The 15,322-nt window shown below is 64.3% G+C and carries 14 protein-coding genes; 6 read left to right on the top strand and 8 right to left on the bottom strand.

Annotated elements, in window-relative coordinates:
* Window positions 1–50: 50 nt before the first annotated feature.
* The 5 genes from AC0L2J_RS10690 to AC0L2J_RS10670 all read right to left on the bottom strand — a co-directional run bounded on the left by AC0L2J_RS10690 (window position 51) and on the right by AC0L2J_RS10670 (window position 4,725).
* Window positions 51–518, bottom strand: a complete 468-nt coding sequence (locus AC0L2J_RS10690; RefSeq protein ID WP_007614671.1) for a MarR family winged helix-turn-helix transcriptional regulator — start codon at window positions 516–518, stop codon at window positions 51–53.
* Window positions 519–527: 9 nt separating this feature from the next.
* Window positions 528–2,138 carry an acyl-CoA synthetase gene (locus AC0L2J_RS10685; protein ID WP_473389204.1) on the bottom strand — a complete coding sequence of 537 codons (1,611 nt, stop codon included), beginning with the start codon at window positions 2,136–2,138 and terminating at the stop codon, window positions 528–530.
* 10 nt (window positions 2,139–2,148) lie between these two features.
* A complete protein-coding gene (locus AC0L2J_RS10680; RefSeq protein ID WP_473389200.1) occupies window positions 2,149–3,285 on the bottom strand; it encodes an epoxide hydrolase family protein in 1,137 nt (378 codons plus the stop codon).
* Window positions 3,286–3,507: 222 nt separating this feature from the next.
* Window positions 3,508–3,963, bottom strand: a complete 456-nt coding sequence (locus tag AC0L2J_RS10675; RefSeq protein ID WP_007614677.1) for a GatB/YqeY domain-containing protein — start codon at window positions 3,961–3,963, stop codon at window positions 3,508–3,510.
* A gap of 33 nt (window positions 3,964–3,996) precedes the next feature.
* Window positions 3,997–4,725, bottom strand: coding sequence for an alpha/beta fold hydrolase (locus AC0L2J_RS10670; protein ID WP_063993883.1), 729 nt, complete (start codon window positions 4,723–4,725; stop codon window positions 3,997–3,999).
* Window positions 4,726–4,871: 146 nt separating this feature from the next.
* Between AC0L2J_RS10670 and carA the strand changes: the two genes are divergently transcribed.
* A complete protein-coding gene (carA, locus tag AC0L2J_RS10665; RefSeq protein WP_473389197.1) occupies window positions 4,872–6,062 on the top strand; it encodes a glutamine-hydrolyzing carbamoyl-phosphate synthase small subunit in 1,191 nt (396 codons plus the stop codon).
* 166 nt (window positions 6,063–6,228) lie between these two features.
* A complete protein-coding gene (locus tag AC0L2J_RS10660) occupies window positions 6,229–6,753 on the top strand; it encodes a hypothetical protein (RefSeq protein WP_473389193.1) in 525 nt (174 codons plus the stop codon).
* Window positions 6,754–6,935: 182 nt separating this feature from the next.
* On the opposite strand, the gene AC0L2J_RS10655 is transcribed toward AC0L2J_RS10660, so the two are convergent.
* Complete coding sequence (locus tag AC0L2J_RS10655; protein WP_473389189.1) at window positions 6,936–7,460, bottom strand: Dps family protein; 525 nt, start codon at window positions 7,458–7,460, stop codon at window positions 6,936–6,938.
* 113 nt (window positions 7,461–7,573) lie between these two features.
* Here AC0L2J_RS10655 and AC0L2J_RS10650 point away from each other — a divergent pair, with 113 nt between their 5' ends.
* Complete coding sequence (locus tag AC0L2J_RS10650; RefSeq protein ID WP_473389185.1) at window positions 7,574–8,275, top strand: class I SAM-dependent methyltransferase; 702 nt, start codon at window positions 7,574–7,576, stop codon at window positions 8,273–8,275.
* 280 nt (window positions 8,276–8,555) lie between these two features.
* Here AC0L2J_RS10650 and AC0L2J_RS10645 read toward each other — a convergent pair whose 3' ends face one another.
* The gene (locus AC0L2J_RS10645; protein WP_473389181.1) at window positions 8,556–8,927 is read right to left on the bottom strand and encodes an ArsR/SmtB family transcription factor; all 372 of its coding nucleotides are present in this window, start codon (window positions 8,925–8,927) and stop codon (window positions 8,556–8,558) included.
* 112 nt (window positions 8,928–9,039) lie between these two features.
* Between AC0L2J_RS10645 and AC0L2J_RS10640 the strand changes: the two genes are divergently transcribed.
* The 3 genes from AC0L2J_RS10640 (at window position 9,040) to greA (ending at window position 14,505) form a co-directional block, all read left to right on the top strand.
* The gene (locus AC0L2J_RS10640; RefSeq protein WP_473389178.1) at window positions 9,040–10,209 is read left to right on the top strand and encodes an MFS transporter; all 1,170 of its coding nucleotides are present in this window, start codon (window positions 9,040–9,042) and stop codon (window positions 10,207–10,209) included.
* 145 nt (window positions 10,210–10,354) lie between these two features.
* Complete coding sequence (gene carB, locus AC0L2J_RS10635; protein WP_063993887.1) at window positions 10,355–13,819, top strand: carbamoyl-phosphate synthase large subunit; 3,465 nt, start codon at window positions 10,355–10,357, stop codon at window positions 13,817–13,819.
* A gap of 212 nt (window positions 13,820–14,031) precedes the next feature.
* Entirely contained in the window at window positions 14,032–14,505 is a 474-nt protein-coding gene (greA, locus tag AC0L2J_RS10630) for a transcription elongation factor GreA (protein WP_007596674.1), read from the top strand.
* Window positions 14,506–14,657: 152 nt separating this feature from the next.
* Here the strand turns inward: greA and AC0L2J_RS10625 are convergent, their stop codons facing one another.
* Window positions 14,658–15,137 (bottom strand): Lrp/AsnC family transcriptional regulator, encoded by a 480-nt coding sequence (locus AC0L2J_RS10625; protein ID WP_007596676.1) that lies wholly within the window; start codon window positions 15,135–15,137, stop codon window positions 14,658–14,660.
* Window positions 15,138–15,322 lie beyond the last annotated feature (185 nt).

Raw genomic sequence — 15,322 nt, 5'->3', positions numbered from 1 at the left:
AAAGTGGCAAAGCCCAGTCCTCATGTCAACCATGTTGACGTCAGGAATCGTCAGTTGGTGTCGGCGATCGCCTCCATGACGCCCATCCACGCAGCCGCACCGGTCGCTCCGATGCGATCGAACGCCTCGCGCAGCACCTTGCGCTCGTGGTCCGATGCACGCTGCTCGATGCGCTGCCCCGCGGCAGTCAGGCGCAGCAGTTTCGAGCGATGCTGCTCGGGCGAGCGTTTCGAGTTCACGAGCTTGCGCTCCAGCAACAAATTGAGCGGCCGGTTCAGGGCCTGCTTGGAAATGCCGAGGATCTCGATCAGCGAGCCGATCGCAATATCGGGCCGGCGCGCCACCACGTAGAGGATGCGATGGTGCGGCCGCGACAGTCCCTGCTTGGCGAGATACGCGTCGGCTTCGAGTGTCATCCCGCGCCAGCCGTAATACATGAGCTCCAGCGCCGCATCGAGATCGTGCAGCTTCGCAAGTGACGCGCGGTGAAGCCCCGCGGCTTGAGACGTCTTTGCCATTGCAGGAAGCTAACCCCTCGCCCGCAGCTCGCGCCGCAGCACCTTTCCGGTGGCGGTCATCGGCAGTGTCTCCGCGAAATCCACGAAGCGCGGGTATTCGTGGGCGGCGAGCTGCACCTTGACGAACTCCTGGATCTCGCGCGCGAGTGCGTCGCCGGCGGCGAAGCCCGGGCGCAGCACGATCCAGGCCTTGATCGATTCGGTGCGGATCGGATCGGGGATGCCGACCACCGCCGCCATCGCCACCGCCGGGTGCTTCATCAGCGTGTGCTCGATCTCGGACGGGCCGACGCGATAGCCGGCGGTGGTGATGACGTCGTCCTCGCGGCTGACGTACCAGAAGTAACCGTCCTCGTCCTGCACGCCGAGATCGCCGGTGAGCAGGAACTCGCCGGCATATTTCTTCGCCGTCGCCTCCGGATTGCGCCAGTATTCGAGCATCGTGCAAGGACAGGGCTGGCGCACGCCGATGATGCCGCGCTGTCCCCTCGGCTGCTCCTCGCCTCTGTCGTTGACGATGCGGACATCGAAACCCGGCGTCGCCTTGCCCATCGAACCGGGGCGGATCGGAAACAGATTCGCGTTGCTGCCGATCACGAGATTGCATTCGGTCTGGCCAAACACCTCATGCGCGTCGATGCCGAAAGTCTCGCGTACCCAGCCGAGCATCTCGCCCCCGAGGGACTCGCCGCCGGTAAAGATGCTGCGCAGCTTGACGCCGGAATGCGTCACCCCAGCCCGCCGCATCAGCTTCAGCGCAGTCGGCGGCAGAAAGACATTGCGCACGCCGAGATCGACCATCATCTGCATCGCCGCTTGCGGCTCGAACTTTCGCGCGCGGTGGCCGACCAGGGGAATGCCGTGATACCAGAACGCGAACAGGCCGTTGATGAGGCCGCCGATCCAGGCCCAGTCCGCCGGCGTCCACATCAGATCGCCGGGGCGCGGCAGGAAGTTGTGGCACATCTCGACATTGGGGAGATGTCCGAGCACGACGCGATGCGCATGCAGCGCGCCCTTCGGATTGCCCGTCGTGCCCGAGGTGTAGATAATCAGCGCGGGATCGTCCGCAGACGTGTCTACCAGCGTGAAGTCGGGCGATGCAGCCTTGAGCGAATTCCAGAACGATGTCGTGCTCGCCGGCGTTCGTTCGCCAACGATATAGACATTCTTCAGCTCCGGCAGACGGTCGCGAATCTTCGAAAGCTTCTCCCAGCCCCCCGCGTCGGTGACGATCGCCTTGGCTTGCGAGTTCGACAGGCGGAATTCCAGTGCGTCTTCGCCGAACAATGCGAACAGCGGAATGGAGATCATCGCCGAACGGAACGCCGCCATGTGCGCGATCGGCAGCTCCAGCGACTGCGACAGGAACACCGCGACGCGGTCGCCGCGGGCAAGACCATCTGCCTTCAGCACATTGGCGAAGCGGCGCGACATCTCCGCGACCTCGTCGAAGGATGTGCGCGTGATGGCGCCGCTTTCATCGACATAGACCAACGCCAGCCGGCCGGTGCCGTCGGCGTGGCGATCGCAGCAAGCCTCCGCCAGGTTGAAGCGCGCCGGGATCTCCCAGCGGAAATTGCCGTAGAGTTCGTCGTAGGTCCTGGCTTCGGTGAGCATGGGATCGATCCTACCGCACCGTCGCGAAGAACTTGCGGACCTCTCCGACATAGAGCTCCGGCTGCTCGAATGCGGCGAAATGCCCGCCCTTCTCCATCTCGCTCCAATGCGTGATGTTGTGGAAGTTCGGCTCCATCCAGCGCCGCACCGGCGTGATGATCTCCTTGGGGAAGACAGCCACGCCCGTCGGCACCTTCACGACCGGCGTGGTCCGGCGCTTGCCGAAGCTTTCCCAATAGAGCCGCGCCGACGAGGTCGCGGTCTCCGTCGCCCAATAGAGCATGATGTTGTCGAGCAGCTCGTCCTTGGTGAAGATGTTCTCGGGATGGCCGTTGCAATCGGTCCAGGCCCAGAATTTTTCCAGAATCCAGGCCGCCTGCCCGCTCGGCGAATCCGTCAGACCGTAGCCGAGTGTCTGCGGCCGCGTGGATTGCTGCTTCGAATAGCCGGAGTCGAGGTCGACGTAATGCTTGAGGCCGGCGAGCGCGCGCTTCTCTTCCGGTGTCGGTTCGCCTTCGACTTTCGGCGCGGCGTTGAAGGCAAGCGTGACGTGGATGCCGGCGCAATGCTCGGCGTCCTGCATGCCAAGCGAGGTCGTCACCGCCGAGCCCCAGTCGCCGCCCTGCGCGCCATAACGCGCGTAGCCGAGCCGGTCCATCAGCCTGGCCCAGGTCGCGGCGATACGATCGACGCCCCAGCCGGTGGTGTTCGGCTTGCCGGAGAACCCAAAGCCCGGCAGCGATGGACAGACGACGTGGAAAGCATCGGCAGGATTGCCGCCATGCGCGGCAGGATCGACCAGCGGCGCGATCACCTTCTGGAATTCGACGATCGAGCCGGGCCAGCCATGAGTGATGATCAGCGGCAGCGCCGACGGCTCCTTCGAGCGCACATGCAGGAAGTGGATGTCGAGCCCGTCGATCTCGGTGGTGAACTGTTCGAAGCGATTGAGTTTTGCTTCGCGCGCACGCCAGTCGTAACCATCAGCCCAATAGGTGCAGATCTCCTGGATCCATTTCAGCGGCGCACCCTGGCTCCAGTCGGAGACGAGCTCCGCCTCCGGCCAGCGTGTCCGGGCGAGGCGCGACTTGAGGTCGGTGAGAATGTCGTCGCTGATGGCAATGCGAAACGGTTCTATGGCAGTCATCGGTTGCTCCCGATTTGTCTATCGGGAGAGAGTAGACCGAACGGGCGCCGCATCAAAGGTGCACCTTCTCCCCTTGTGGGAGAAGGTGGCGCGAAGCGCCGGATGAGGGGTTTCTATCGGCAAATTCATGTCGTGAGAATGGTACACGCGGAGAGAGACCCCTCACCCGTCTCGCCGCTTACGCGGCGATCCACCCTCTCCCACAAGGGGAGAGGGCAAGAACTAGCCCGTCAGCGCAGCCTTCACCAAACCAGAGGCCTTGCCGAAATCCATCTGGCCGGCGTACTTCGTCTTCAACACGGCGATCACCTTGCCCATGTCCTTCATGCCGGCGGCGCCGGTCTCGGCGATCGCGTCCGAGATCGCCTTCTTGACGTCGTCGTCCGACATCTGCTTCGGCAGATACGCCGAGATCACCGCGATCTCCTCGCGCTCCTGCGCCGCGAGCTCGGCACGGCCGCCCTTCTCGTAGAGCTCGACCGACTCCTGGCGCTGCTTGATCATCTTCTGGAATACGCCGAGCAGGTCCGCGTCCGAGAGCGGCGGCTTGCCGCTGCCGCGCGCCTCGATGTCGGCGTTCTTGATGGTCGAGTTGACCATGCGCAGCGTGGACAGCTTGCGCTCTTCCTTGGCCTTCATGGCCTCCTTGACCGCATTGTTGATGTCGTCGCGCAGCATGATCGTGACCCCTTCGCATATCCGACGCCTGATCTAGGCCGTTCGCGGCCCCGAGACAACCGGGGTTCCCAGCCATTCGACCAGCGCCCGCACCGTCGCCGCAGGCTGCTCCGGCTGCGGCAGATGTCCGCAATTCTCCAGAACGACGAGCCTTGCGCCGGCAATGCCCTCCGCCATCTCCTTCGAGAAGGCGTTGGGAATCGTGTTGTCCGCATCGCCCGTCAGCACCAGCGTCGGGCATTTGATCGTGGCAAGCGTCGGCCGTGAATCCACCCGCGCGATGATCGCGGTCTGCTGCCGCAGATAGCCTTCGACGCCCACGTCCTCGCCCTGCTCGTGGACGAGTTGGCGAATGCCGGAATCGTCGCGGCGCGACGGATGTACCAGTTCGGGAAACATCTCCTCGCGCGCGGCACGCAGCTCGCCTCGCCGGGCCCGCTCCATCAGGCCGCGGCGGCGCGCGGTCGCCTCCTCCGTGTCGGGCCGCGCCTGAGTGTTGATCAGCGCCAGCTTCGTCACCCGCTCGGGCGCCTGGCGCATGATCTCCAGCGCGATGTAGCCGCCCATGGAATGGCCGGCGAGCGCGAAGCGCGGCGGCGCCTCGCTCAGCACCCGCCGGGCGATCGCCGCCATGTTGTCGTCGCGAACATGGTTGGCGACCATCACCGGGCCGAACCGCCACAGCGCCGGGATCACCGGCGCATAGATCCGGGCCGAGGAGGCTAGTCCCGGAACCAGCAAAATCGGCGTCGTCTGGTCCATTATTGCCTCCGAAGCCCCCGAATTTGCCGGAAATTATGCCGCGGAGCTTAGGGGCCCAAGGCGACCTGTCAAATATGCAAAAACGCATGTGAATCGCCACATCTCCGCTTTGACGCGGGCGCCCGCGGGGACTATGAACCGGGCTCATGACACAACATGACAACGATCCCGCCTGGCCGGACCACAAACCGACCGCGCTGTTGGTGCTTGCCGACGGTACGGTGCTGGAAGGCTTTGGCCTCGGCGCCGAAGGCCAAGCCGTCGGCGAGGTCTGCTTCAACACCGCGATGACCGGCTATGAGGAGATCCTCACCGATCCCTCCTATGCCGGCCAGCTCATCACCTTCACCTTCCCGCATATCGGCAATGTCGGCACCAATGACGACGACATCGAGACGGTGAACATGGCCGCGACACCAGGCGCGCGCGGCGTGATCCTGCGCACCGCGATCACCGATCCCTCGAACTACCGCGCCACCAAGCACCTCGACCAGTGGCTGAAGGCCCGCGGCATCATCGGCCTCTCCGGCATCGACACCCGCGCGCTGACCGCGCTGATCCGCAACAAGGGCATGCCCAACGCCGTGATCGCGCACGCCAAGGACGGCGAGTTCGACCTGCACGGCCTGAAGGAAGAAGCGCGCGAATGGCCGGGCCTCGAAGGCATGGACCTCGTGCCGATGGTCACCTCCGGCCAGCGCTTCACCTGGGACGAGACGCCGTGGCTGTGGGAGAAGGGCTTTGGCCGTCAGGACAAGCCTGAGTTCAACGTCGTCGCCATCGACTACGGCATCAAGCGCAACATTCTGCGCCTGCTCGCCGGCGTCGGCTGCAAGGTGACGGTGGTCCCGGCGACGACATCATCCGAGGACATCCTGGCGATGAAGCCGGACGGCGTGTTCCTGTCGAACGGTCCCGGCGATCCGGCCGCGACCGGCAAATATGCCGTGCCCGTGATTCAGGACGTGATCAAATCTGGCACGCCGACATTCGGAATTTGCCTCGGCCATCAGATGCTCGGCCTCGCGGTCGGCGCCAAGACCAAGAAGATGCACCAGGGCCATCACGGCGCCAATCATCCCGTGAAGGACGAGACCACCGGCAAGGTCGAGATCACCTCGATGAATCACGGCTTTGCCGTGGACGAGAGCACGCTGCCGACGGGCGCGACCCAGACCCACATCTCGCTGTTCGACGGCTCCAATTGCGGCATCCAGCTCGACGGCAAGCCGGTGTTCTCGGTGCAGTACCACCCCGAGGCCTCACCGGGTCCGCGCGACTCGCACTATCTGTTCCAGCGTTTTGCGGACCTGATGCGGCAGAAGAAGAGCGCGTAAGGCGCGCGCTCTCCTGCGACTGCTTTGACGACATCGAGCCCGGGCCTTCTCCCGGGCTTTTGTCGTTCCGGGGCGCAGCGCAGCGCGAACCCGGAATGACAGCGGAACGAGGAACGCCGCTCAACTCCTATCGTTGATCACTGCTACGGTCACGCAGGAGCCCCTTATGTCCGTCGTCCGCGACAATGCCGAGCCGCTCGCCATCGTGTTTGAGGATGACGGGCTCGTGCCGAACAATATCCTCCCCTTCCTGGTCTACCAGGCCGCAGTGAAGCTCGATTCCAGACAGCCGGAAGAGACGATCGAACGCTTGTTCGAAGCGAACGGCTGGGGCGGCACGTGGCGCAATGGCGTCTTCGATTATCTGCATTATCACGCGACGGTGCATGAGGTGCTCGGCGTTGCGCGTGGCAGCGCGCGCGTTCGCTTCGGCGGCGACCATGGCCAGGAGCTGGAGATCAAGGCCGGCGACGTCGCGATCCTGCCCGCCGGCACAGGTCACCAACGCATCAAGGCCAGCGCGGATTTCTGCGTGATCGGCGCCTATCCGCCGGGCGCGAAGATGGAGATCACCCGCGCAACACCGGAGAACCACGCCAAGGCGCTGAAGACGATTCCTAACGTCGCGCTGCCGCCGGCCGATCCGGTGACGGGCAAGGATGGGGCGCTGATGCGGTTGTGGCGGTACTAGCGGCGCTCCTCCAACAAACTCCGCAGTCGTCCCGGCGAAGGCCGGGACCATAGCCACGAAAGGTAGCTTGGCGAAGATTCGCTATTGCGCATCTCGCGCCACAACTTCTCCCTGGGGGTATGGGTCCCGGCCTTCGCCAGGCCTTCGCCGGGACGACGACGTGGAAGGAATCCAGCGTGCCCTTACGCCTCGTTGCCGCCTTCCTGTCTCGTGGCTTCGAACAGGAACCAGGTGCGGCGCTCGGTCTCGTCGATGAAGTTCTCGAGGATGCTGGCGCTGGCGACGTCACCGGCGTCGTCGCAGACCTCGTGTGCCTTGCGCATTGCCGCGGCGACATGCTTGTTGTCCTGCATCAGCTCGCGCAGCATCTCGCGCGGCGGGACATAGTCCTCGTTGTTGTCCTTGATGGTCTGGAGTTTCGCGACCTGGCCGATCGATTTCAGCGTGGTGCCGCCGATCTTGCGGACGCGCTCGGCGAGCTGGTCGGTGGTGGCGAAGATCTGGTCCGACTGCTCGTCGAGCAGCAGATGATAGTCGCGGAAATGCCGGCCGCTGATATGCCAGTGGAAATTCTTGGTCTTCAGATACAGCGCGAACGCGTCGGCCAGGAGCACGTTGAGTGCCTCCGAAACCTTGCTGACCGCCTGGGACGACAGATCGGTGGGGGTGTCGAGGTCGGGCGAGACCTTTTGTGGGGCTTTGCTCACGGGAAACCTTCCTGTTAGGACGCGGACATTGACGGCGCGCCGCCGCACCCCTAACGCAGGCGGGCAGCGCCGGTTCCTTCAGCGGAACCGTTTGGCCGGGGCCCTCGACGACCATGGACGATTGGATCGATTATTACGACTCGACGCATACGATCTATGTCAGCAAGTTGCATCGCGACTTGCACTTTCAGATCATCGCGCGGGACATCATCGGCTACATCTCTTCGGCCGAGGCGACCGTGCTCGACTATGCCTGCGGCGAGGCGCTGTCCGCGAGCCAGGTCGCGGCGGCCTGCGCCCAGCTGATCCTGGCCGAGCCCGCGCCGGGCGTGCGCGGGCGGTTGATCGCGCGGTTTGCCCCGAATACGAAGATCCGCGTCCGCTCGCTCGACGACGTCCGCAAGATGCAGGAGCAGTCGATCGATCTCGTCGTGATGAACTCGGTCGCGCAATACATGACGCCGGACGAGCTCGACGCCGCGCTCCTCAACTTCCGCCGTATCCTGAAGCCCGCGGGCAAGCTCGTGCTGGGCGATGTCCTCCAGCCCAATGTCGGCATGCTCAGGGACGTCACGGCGCTGCTCAGCTTCGGCCTGCGGCACGGCTTTTTCAAAGATGCGCTGATCGGGCTGATCAGCACCGCACTGTCAGATTACCGTCAGCTGCGCACGCGCATCGGGCTGCAACGCTACAGTGAGGAGGAGATCACCGCCAAGCTGAAGGCAGCCGGCTTCGCGGTCCAGCGCGCTCACCGCAATATCGGCCACAATAGCTGGCGCATGACGTTCGTCGCGCGGCCGCCATTGGTTCGGTAAGCTTCCTGGGTTCGGTAAGCTCCCTGGATCCGTTAAGCATAACGTCTGCCTGAGGTGGCTTGTCGCACCCCGATCGGCAATGATCGCCGCGGCCCGGTGGCGGAAGTGTCTACGCGAGGGCGATGCATCGCTCTTTATCCTGGTTCAAATCCAGGCCGGGTCTCCACGCTTCGCCCCTTCGGGGCTACGCGTGGCGCAGCCACGCAAGACCCGCAGGGGCGAAGCGTGTCCGGCGCAGCTGGAGCGAAGCGCAAGCGTAGACGGACTGGCCGCTCAATCCTCAATCAGCCTCAACCACTTCACATTCCGACACAAGCCGCAGCCGGTCGGCATCCTTTGCGGCGGAGGTGATGACGGCATCGAGCAGGCCCGGAAAACGTGCGTCCAGATCCTCACGGCGCAGCCGCATGAAGCGGTTGGTGCCGGCCACGCGGGTCTGCATCAGGCCGCATTCGCGTAGCTTGGCGAAGTGATAGGCCAGATTCGACTTGCCGCTGAGCCCGTTGAAATCGCCGCAGCACAGCTCGCCGCTGACACGTTCCTGCTGCGCGAGCTGGTACACGATCGCCAATCTGATCGGATCGCTCAGGCAATCCAGAACCATCGGCAGTTCGATCTGCTCGCGGGCGGGGTGGGGTGGGGTGCGGCTCATGGTCTGAAGATCATAGCGGAATGGCCTCGATGTTCAATAGTTCTTGAACCAATTGACTCCTGACCCGGCCCCATCGATAGTTCAATAAACATTGAACATAGGGAATTCTCGGATGAGCGTGTTCTGGTTGGCCTTGGCGGCCTTTGCGATCGGCACGGAAGGCTTTGTCATTGCTGGGCTTTTGCCGTCTATCGCAACGGACTTGGCGATTTCCGTCCCCGCCGCCGGGCAGTTGGTCACGGCCTACGCGCTCACCTATGCGGTCGGCTCGCCGATCCTGGCGGTGACGCTGAACAATATCGACCGCCGCACCGTGCTGGCCCTGGCGCTATTGACCTTCATCGCCGGAAACCTCGCGGCGATGGTGGCCTCCAACTACGCTCTGCTGCTTGCCTCGCGCATGCTGATGGCGCTGGGCTCCGGGCTGTGCATGCCGACCGCGCTGGCCGTATCGGTGGCCGTCGCCGCGCCGGAGCGGCGCGGCCGTGCGGTGGCACTCGTCACCTCCGGCCTCACGGTTGCGACCGTCATCGGCGTTCCCCTCGGCAATCTCGTCGGCAGCCTGCTCGGCTGGCGCGCGACCTTTGCCATGGTCGCGCTGATCGGCGCCGTTGCGCTCGCCGGCCTGCTGCTCGGCCTGCCCCGCGGCCTGCCGCGCAACACGGCCTCGCTCGGCGATCGGCTGGCAGTGGCGCGTCACCGCAATGTCCTGACCGCGCTTCTGATCACGATCTTATGGGCGCTCGGCGGCTTCACAGTGTTCACCTATTTCGCGATCCCGCTGCGCGGCCTTGGATTCGATGCGTCGCAGATCAGCCTCGCGCTGCTGGTGTTCGGCGGCGCCGCCGCGATCGGGAACATGCTCGGTGGCGTCCTGGCCGACCGGCTCGGCACGCTCGCCACGGCAGGTCTCGGGCTTGCCGGCATGGCCAGCGCGCTGATCCTGCATTCGCTGGTCCTGAAGCTGATGCCGGGACAGGCGCATTATGCGGTGCTGGGCGCGATCTTCCTCTGGGGCATCTCGGGCTGGGCGTTCTACCCGGCCCAGGTCGCCAGCATCATCCGGATCGAGCCGCAGGCCTCGATGATCGCGCTCTCGCTCAACGCCTCGGCCATGTATCTCGGCTTTGCGATCGGCGGAGCCTTGGGCGGCGCCGTGCTTGCGGCGTGGAGCCCAGCCGATCTCGGCTGGGTCGGCGGATTGAGCGTTTCGGCGGCTGTTCTGGTGCATCTCGCTCGGGGTTGGCAGGCCCGGCCAAAACCGGTCAAAATTGCCGGTTGATGGGCGTTTTTCGGGGTTTCGCCGCCCCGAAAACTGGTCTAAGACCCACCCCGCGCGCGAGGGGGGACCACCGCGCTCTCGGCCAAAGGGACGCGCAGCAGGCGCGCCCTTTTTTTGTGCCCAAATTCCACTTCGGCGAGAGTTGATGCCCAAACGTACAGACATCACCACCATCCTGATCATCGGCGCCGGTCCCATCGTGATCGGCCAGGCCTGCGAGTTCGACTATTCGGGCACCCAGGCGGTGAAGACGCTGAAGGAAGAGGGCTATCGCATCGTCCTCGTCAATTCCAATCCGGCCACCATCATGACCGACCCGGAATTGGCCGATGCCACCTATATCGAGCCGATCACGCCCGAGATCGTCGCAAAGATCATCGAGAAGGAACGTCACGTCATTCCGGGCGGCTTCGCGCTGCTGCCGACCATGGGCGGACAGACCGCGCTGAACTGCGCGCTGTCGCTGCGCCAGCAAGGCACGCTCGAAAAGTTCGACGTCGAAATGATCGGCGCCACCGCGGACGCGATCGACAAGGCCGAAGACCGCCAGTTGTTCCGCGAGGCCATGACCAAGATCGGGCTCGAGACGCCGAAGTCGCGGCTCGCCAACGCCTCCGCCCTGAAGAAGGCCTTCCGCGACAAGTACCAGGCCGAACGCGCAAAGGCGTCGGGCGCGGAGCTCGCAGAGCTCGAGCGGCAGTGGACGCTCGGCGAGAGCGACCGCCGCAAGCGCTATCAAGAATATGCGCTCGGCCAGGCGCTGATGGCGCTGTCCGAGATCGGCCTGCCCGCGATCATCCGCCCCTCCTTCACCATGGGCGGCACCGGCGGCGGCATTGCCTACAACAAGGAAGAGTTCCTCGACATCATCGAGCGCGGCCTGGATGCGTCTCCCACCAACGAAGTGCTGATCGAAGAATCCGTGCTCGGTTGGAAAGAGTACGAGATGGAGGTGGTGCGCGACAAGAAAGACAATTGCATCATCGTCTGCTCGATCGAGAACCTCGATCCGATGGGCGTGCACACCGGCGACTCCATTACCGTGGCGCCGGCGCTGACGCTGACCGACAAGGAATACCAGATCATGCGCGACGCCTCGCTGGCGGTGCTGCGCGAGATCGGCGTCGAGACCGGCGGCTCCAACGTGCAGTTCGGCGTCAACCCCGAAGACGGCCGCATGGTCGTCATCGAGATGAATCCGCGCGTGTCGCGCTCTTCCGCCCTGGCTTCGAAAGCCACCGGCTTTCCGATCGCAAAGGTCGCCGCCAAGCTTGCGGTCGGCTACACGCTCGACGAAATCGCCAACGACATCACCGGCGGCGCCACGCCGGCCTCGTTCGAGCCGACGATCGACTATGTCGTCACCAAGGTGCCGCGTTTCGCGTTCGAGAAATTCCCCGGCGCCTCCACCACGCTGACCACGTCGATGAAGTCGGTCGGCGAAGTCATGGCGATCGGCCGCACCTTCCAGGAAAGCCTTCAGAAGGCATTGCGCGGGCTCGAGACCGGCCTCACCGGCCTCGACGAGATCGAGATCGAAGGTCTCGGTCGCGACGACGACAAGAATGCGATCCGCGCTGCGCTCGGCACGCCGACGCCGAACCGGCTGCTCCAGGTCGCGCAGGCGATGCGGCTCGGCTGGTCGGACGAGGAGATCTTCAATTCCTGCAAGATCGATCCGTGGTTCCTCAGCGAGATGCGCGGCATCGTCGACATGGAAGCGAAGGTCCGCAAGAACGGCCTGCCGGGCAACGCCTTCGGCATGCGCACGCTCAAGGCCATGGGCTTCTCCGATGCCCGGCTCGCGGTGATCGCGGAGACGACGGAGGCGGAGGTCACGGCGAAGCGCCACGCGCTCGGCGTTCGCCCGGTCTACAAACGCATCGACACCTGCGCGGCCGAGTTCGCTTCGCCCACCGCCTACATGTACTCGACCTATGAGGCACCGTTCGCGGGCGCGCCTGCGGACGAGAGCTCGCCGTCCGACAAGAAGAAGGTCATCATCCTCGGCGGCGGCCCGAACCGCATCGGCCAAGGCATCGAGTTCGACTATTGCTGCTGTCACGCCTGCTTCGCGCTGCACGACGCCGGCTACGAATCCATCATGGTCAACTGCAACCCCGAGACGGTGTCGACCGACTACGACACTGCGGACCGGCTCTATTTCGAGCCGCTCACCGCCGAGGACGTGCTGGAGATCATCGCGAAGGAACGCACCAACGGCACGCTGCACGGCGTGATCGTGCAGTTCGGCGGCCAGACCCCGCTCAAGCTCGCGCGGGCGCTGGAAGCCGCCGAAGTGCCGATCCTCGGCACCTCGCCCGACGCCATCGACCTTGCGGAAGACCGCGATCGCTTCAAGCGGGTGCTCGACAAGCTGCGGCTGAAGCAGCCCAAGAACGGCATCGCCTATTCGGTCGAGCAAGCGCGCCTGGTCGCAACCGATCTCGGCCTGCCGCTGGTGGTGCGCCCGTCCTACGTGCTCGGCGGCCGCGCGATGCAAATCATCCGCGAGGAAAACCAGCTCAGCGATTACCTGCTCGGCACGCTGCCGGAGCTGGTGCCGGGGGACGTCAAGGCGCGCTACCCGAACGACAAGACCGGCCAGATCAACACCGTGCTCGGCAAGAACCCGCTGCTGTTCGACCGCTATCTGTCCGATGCGACCGAGATCGACGTCGACTGCCTCTGCGACGGCAAGGACACTTTCATCGTCGGCATCATGGAGCACATCGAGGAAGCCGGCATCCATTCCGGCGACAGCGCCTGCTCGCTGCCTCCGCACTCGCTGGACGACAAGATGATCGAGGAGCTGGAGCGGCAGACCCGCGAGCTGGCGCTCGGCCTCGACGTCGTCGGCCTGATGAATGTGCAATACGCCATCAAGGACGGCGAGATCTACGTGCTCGAAGTCAATCCGCGCGCCTCGCGCACGGTGCCCTTTGTCGCCAAGGTGGTCGGCACGCCTGTCGCGAAGATAGCGGCGCGCGTCATGGCCGGCGAGAAGCTTGCCGATTTCAAGCTGAAGAAGGCGAACCTCGATCATGTCGGCGTGAAGGAATCGGTGTTTCCGTTCGCCCGCTTCCCCGGGGTCGATACCGTGCTCGGCCCCGAAATGCGCTCGACCGGCGAGGTCATGGGCATCGACCGCTCCTTCGCGGTGGCGTTCGCCAAGAGCCAGCTCGGCGGCGGCACGCGGGTGCCGCGCAAGGGCACGGTGTTCGTCTCGGTTCGCGAGAGCGACAAGACGCGCATCACCGAGGCCGTCCGCGAGCTGCATTCGCTCGGCTTCAAGGTGCTGGCGACGTCGGGCACGGCCCGCTTCCTGACCGACCAGGGCATCCCGACCGAGAAGGTGAACAAGGTGCTGGAGGGCCGGCCGCACATCGTCGACGCCATCACCAATGGTGACGTCCAGCTCGTCTTCAACACCACCGAAGGTCCGCAGGCGCTCGCCGACAGCCGTTCGCTGCGGCGCGCGGCCCTCTTGCATAAAGTGCCGTATTACACCACTCTTTCCGGGGCCGTGGCGGCCGCGCAGGGCATCCGCGCCTATCTGGGCGGGGACCTTGAGGTTCGGACCCTGCAGAGCTACTTTTCGGAAACCTGATCGCGAGCGGAAGGCCCCACCTTCCGCTAAGTGATTGGCGATGAAGCCACTATGGCCGGAGGAACTGTCCGGCCATATGGTTGTTCTGTTCCGGTGCCAAGCCCATATGAACGTTCGGCGGCACGCGCGTTGAGCCCCCGGACAGACTGACGAATCAAGTTGCGTGCGCGCTGACATGTCAGGGCGCGCGCGACCGAAGGACGAGAGAAGAGATGGAAAAGGTACCGATGACAGCGGGCGGCTTTGCAGCGCTCGGGGAAGAACTGAAGAAGCGCCAGTCGGAGGACCGTCCGCGGATCATCGAGCATATCGCCGAGGCGCGCTCGCACGGAGACCTGTCGGAAAACGCGGAATACCACGCCGCGAAGGAAGAGCAGTCCCACAATGAAGGCCGCATCGCCGAGCTCGAGGACAAGCTGGCGCGCGCCGACATCATCGACATCTCGAAGCTGTCCGGCGACACCATCAAGTTCGGCGCCACCGTGACACTGGTCGACGAGGACACCGAAAAGAAGACGGTGTGGCAGATCGTCGGCGAGGTCGAGGCCGACGCCAAGAAGGGCCGCATCTCCATCACCTCGCCGCTCGCGCGCGCGCTGATCGGCAAGAAGAAGGGCTCAACCGTCGAGGTCAACGCACCCGGCGGCGCCAAGGCTTATGAGATCACCAAGGTGGAGTGGCGGTAGCGATTTGCCGTCGCGTGTGATTTGAAAAAGGCCGTGCACCGCGCGGCCTTTTGGTTGTGTGTGTGTTGCTGGCAATGAGGTGGGATGATCCTCCCCCTCGTCATTGCGAGCGCAGCGATTGCTTCGCTCCGCTCGAAATGACGGAGGAGGCGCTACCTTCGTCCCCTCACGTCCAGCGGCACGGCCGCCTCGTATTTCGAATTGTGCAGCACCAGCGAGGTCCGCACGTTGCGGACGTGTGGGGCGGCGGTCAAATGGGTGACGAAATCCTGGAAGGTAGCCATGTCGGGTGCGACGCATTTCAGGATGAAATCGACTTCGCCCGACAGCATCCAGCACTCGCGCACCAGCGGCTCGGCGCGGACGAACTCCTCGAAGGCGCGCAAATCCGCCTCGGCCTGGCTGGAGAGATGCACTGCGGCAAACACCGTAACGTCGAAGCCGAGCTTGCGCGCGTCCAGAAGCCCGCGATAGCCATGGATATACCCCTCCTCCTCCAGCGCCCGGACTCGGCGCAGGCAGGGCGGCGGCGAAATGCCGACGCGCTTGGCCAGCTCGACATTCGTGATTCGACCGTCGGCCTGAATCTCGGTGAGAATCTTCAGGTCGATCTCGTCTAGGTTCCGCGACACGTGATTGGAACTCCTGGCATTTGCGGCGGTATTGGTGGGTCTGTCGCAATCCTCATAGCCCAGACCGCATGACTGGCGCAATTTTATTGCGCGTGCAGCGCAATCGACTTTTGTTCCTTGTTGGAAAAATCCGCCGACAGGGAATGCAATTCTTGCATAGCTCACCAGAAGGCTTAGATTACCTC

Source organism: Bradyrhizobium sp. MV1.5 (genome assembly GCF_055807615.1).
Note: the sequence above shows the minus strand (reverse complement) of the source record. Positions and strands in the feature narration are given on the sequence as shown.

Excerpts from the sequence above, each read along its gene's own strand:
- AC0L2J_RS10690 (WP_007614671.1), bottom strand. The coding sequence starts at position 518 with ATGGCAAAGACGTCTCAAGCCGCGGGGCTTCACCGCGCGTCACTTGCG.
- AC0L2J_RS10685 (WP_473389204.1), bottom strand. The coding sequence starts at position 2,138 with ATGCTCACCGAAGCCAGGACCTACGACGAACTCTACGGCAATTTCCGC.
- AC0L2J_RS10680 (WP_473389200.1), bottom strand. The coding sequence starts at position 3,285 with ATGACTGCCATAGAACCGTTTCGCATTGCCATCAGCGACGACATTCTC.
- AC0L2J_RS10675 (WP_007614677.1), bottom strand. The coding sequence starts at position 3,963 with ATGCTGCGCGACGACATCAACAATGCGGTCAAGGAGGCCATGAAGGCC.
- AC0L2J_RS10670 (WP_063993883.1), bottom strand. The coding sequence starts at position 4,725 with ATGGACCAGACGACGCCGATTTTGCTGGTTCCGGGACTAGCCTCCTCG.
- carA (WP_473389197.1), top strand. The coding sequence starts at position 4,872 with ATGACACAACATGACAACGATCCCGCCTGGCCGGACCACAAACCGACC.
- AC0L2J_RS10660 (WP_473389193.1), top strand. The coding sequence starts at position 6,229 with ATGTCCGTCGTCCGCGACAATGCCGAGCCGCTCGCCATCGTGTTTGAG.
- AC0L2J_RS10650 (WP_473389185.1), top strand. The coding sequence starts at position 7,574 with ATGGACGATTGGATCGATTATTACGACTCGACGCATACGATCTATGTC.
- AC0L2J_RS10645 (WP_473389181.1), bottom strand. The coding sequence starts at position 8,927 with ATGAGCCGCACCCCACCCCACCCCGCCCGCGAGCAGATCGAACTGCCG.
- AC0L2J_RS10640 (WP_473389178.1), top strand. The coding sequence starts at position 9,040 with ATGAGCGTGTTCTGGTTGGCCTTGGCGGCCTTTGCGATCGGCACGGAA.
- carB (WP_063993887.1), top strand. The coding sequence starts at position 10,355 with ATGCCCAAACGTACAGACATCACCACCATCCTGATCATCGGCGCCGGT.
- greA (WP_007596674.1), top strand. The coding sequence starts at position 14,032 with ATGGAAAAGGTACCGATGACAGCGGGCGGCTTTGCAGCGCTCGGGGAA.